The following is a 2581-nucleotide window of genomic DNA, read 5'->3' on the forward strand; positions in this document are numbered from 1 at the left end:
GCAGTAGAGCATGACTTCATCGGCGCCGATGCCGGCGAAGCCATCGATCGCCTTACGGATCGTCTCCGGTGTGGCGAGCAGACCATCGGCCATGTAGTCGGCGCGGCCGCTGAAGGCGTAGTAGCCGCGGATGTTGCGCCGGGCTTGCTCGATGGTGTGCTGCGGACCGAGGGCGGCGTTGACCTGAGCGACCAGGCGCGGCCGGCCGGGGCGGTCGTACTTCTCCCAGGCCGTCTCCACGTCGCGGAACAGGCCGGTCATGAACTGCGGTGGCAGCGCGGCGCCGAGGAAGCCGTCGCCGAACCGTCCGACACGCTCGATCGCTGCCGGAGCGAAGCCGCCGAACAGCACCTCCGGGCCGCCGGGCGTCGCGGGAGAGGGGCCGATCGGCCCGACGCCGTCGCCGTAGGGCTCACCGCGCCAGGTCCGGCGCAGCAGGGGCATCTGCTCGTCGAGGCGGCGCCCCCGGCGCCGGATGTCGATGCCCGCGGCCAGGCAGTCGTCCTCGCGGCCGCCGATGCCGATACCGAACGTGAACCGGCCGCCGGACATGCGGTCGAGCGTCGCCGTCTGCTTGGCCAGCATCGCGGTGTTGTGCACGGGCGCGATCAGCACCTCGGTCTGCAGGCGGATGCGGGAGGTGGCGCCGGCCAGTGCGGCAAGGGCGATGAGGGGCTCGGGGTTGTCGAAGACAAGCCGGTCGAGCAGGCCGAGTGTGCTGAAGGGACCGATGTCGCAGCGCTGGGCCCAGGCCAGCAGCTGGGCAGGATCATCGATGGGCAGACCGAGACCGATCTTCACGGGGAAACCTCCGGAGGGCAGACGAAACCAGGTGCCGCCCCTCCGTGGCCCCGCGCTGCTGTGCGCGGACCTGCTCCCGTTCTGCGGCGATGTTTCCAGAGAGCGTGATCTTTAGAGTGCGGTGACCGTATCGCGCCCGGCTGGGCCCGGGCAACAACTTTTCCGCGCCCGGATACCGACCGGCCGTCCCACGACAGGAGCACGCGCCCCATCGACCACCGGACACCCACCGGCGGGCAGCCGCAAGAGCGCCTTCCTCCAGGGCGTCCGGCTCTCCTCCGACGAGGCCGCGGCCTTCGCCCTGGAGGAAGCCGGTTGAGCGTCGCCCTCAGGGCTGGTGCGTACTCACCTCCGTCTGTTCCTCCTGCACGTTCGTCGTGCCGAATGCGGCCGCGCCCGCACCCGCGCCGGCGAGGACGGCGAGGGCCGTCGCCACACCGACGACCGCAAGCCGCAAGCGCGGCCGGCGCCGTCGCCCGGGCGGCGGCGCGGCGGGCGCGGGGAGCGTGCCGGGCGGCTGGGTGCCCATCGCGATTTCCCGGCGGGCGGCTGCCCACCGCCGGGTGCCGTCGGCGTCCAGGCCGCACGCGACGACGAAGGCGACAAGGACTCTCTCGCGGGGCAGGCGGTCCCGGCGCAGCATGGTCGCGGCCGTCGAATACGGCAGCACCTCACCGGCCTTGGCCGCCGCGTGCTCCAGCTCCCGGTAGCTGAGGCCCGACCAGGCCTTGAGGCGGCGCAACTCCGCCATGAACGCGGGCGTTTCGGCGGTGCGGGGCGGCACGGGCGGTGGCGTCATGCGGGTCCCTCCGGTTCCGGTGTGCGTAGCTGACCTGCGTGTACGCGCACTCGCACAAGCTCGCACAGCTCATCCGTTGAACGAGCTCGGCAGCGGCGATCAACCTGGGTCGCACATTTGTCGTCGTTGTCTTGGAGGCTTACGTGCGCCGCCTCGGTTCCCTCGTGCTGTTACTCGTGCTCGCACTCGTCGGATGCTCGGATGTGCACACCGTCGCCGGAACAGGCCCCGGGGGAGGAAAGGCGGGACAAGCCCCGGCGAGCCGGAACCCGGCCGACCGGGACGTCGACCGCTACCTCGATCGCGTACTTCCGCCGGGGCTCGGCATCACCGTGGCCGCGGCCCGAGGGGGCGAGCTGACGCACTGTGCGGGGCGCGGACTCGCCGACCGGGCGGCGAGGGCTCCCGCGACCTGCGACACCGTGTACGACGTCATGTCGATCACGAAGCAGTTCACCGCCGCCGCGATCCTGAAGCTGGAGATGAGCGGCAAGCTGCGGGTGAGCGACCGGATCGGCGCGTATCTGGGCTCCGTACCCGCGGACAAGCGGGCCATCACCCTGCACCAGCTCCTCACGCACACGGCAGGCCTGCCCGAATCGCTCGGCGACGACTACGACCCGCTGTCGCGAGCGGAGTTGCTCGCCGGCGTGATGAAGGCCCGGCTGCGGTCGGCTCCCGGCAAGGAGTTCCGCTATTCGAATGCCGGCTACAGCGTGCTCGCCGCGATCGTCGAGAAGGTCTCGGGCCTCAGCTACGAACGCTTCCTGGCCGAAAGCCTGTTCCGGCCCGCCGGGATGACCCGCACCGGCTATGTGCTGCCCGCCTGGAAGCGTGAACAGGTCGCGGTCGAGTATGACCGGCACGGGCGCGCGCAGGGACGGCCGATGGACCATCCCTGGGCGTCCGACGGACCGTCCTGGAATCTGCGCGGCAACGGCGGGATGCTCTCCACGGCCCGGGACATGTTCCGCTGGCATC

At 71.3% G+C, this 2581-nt stretch carries 3 protein-coding genes; 1 reads left to right on the forward strand and 2 read right to left on the reverse strand.

All coding sequences use genetic code 11. The annotated features are described in order from the left end of the window. Both ACQKIP_RS44180 and ACQKIP_RS44185 read right to left on the reverse strand, forming a co-directional pair. The coding region (locus tag ACQKIP_RS44180) for an LLM class flavin-dependent oxidoreductase (protein WP_427745578.1) at positions 1-801 on the reverse strand (801 nt) is incomplete at its 3' end. A gap of 328 nt (positions 802-1129) precedes the next feature. Continuing rightward, the gene (locus ACQKIP_RS44185; RefSeq protein WP_365864282.1) at positions 1130-1600 is read right to left on the reverse strand and encodes a hypothetical protein; all 471 of its coding nucleotides are present in this window, start codon (positions 1598-1600) and stop codon (positions 1130-1132) included. Positions 1601-1764: 164 nt separating this feature from the next. On the opposite strand from ACQKIP_RS44185, the gene ACQKIP_RS44190 reads away from it, so the two are divergent. After that, a partial coding sequence (locus ACQKIP_RS44190; protein ID WP_427745579.1) for a serine hydrolase domain-containing protein occupies positions 1765-2581 on the forward strand: 817 nt, incomplete at its 3' end.

The sequence above is a fragment of the Streptomyces sp. NPDC059900 genome (assembly GCF_050270335.1).
Lineage (GTDB): Bacteria > Actinomycetota > Actinomycetes > Streptomycetales > Streptomycetaceae > Streptomyces.

Coding starts and splice junctions, on each gene's coding strand:
- ACQKIP_RS44185 (WP_365864282.1), bottom strand. CDS start 1,600: ATGACGCCACCGCCCGTGCCGCCCCGCACCGCCGAAACGCCCGCGTTC.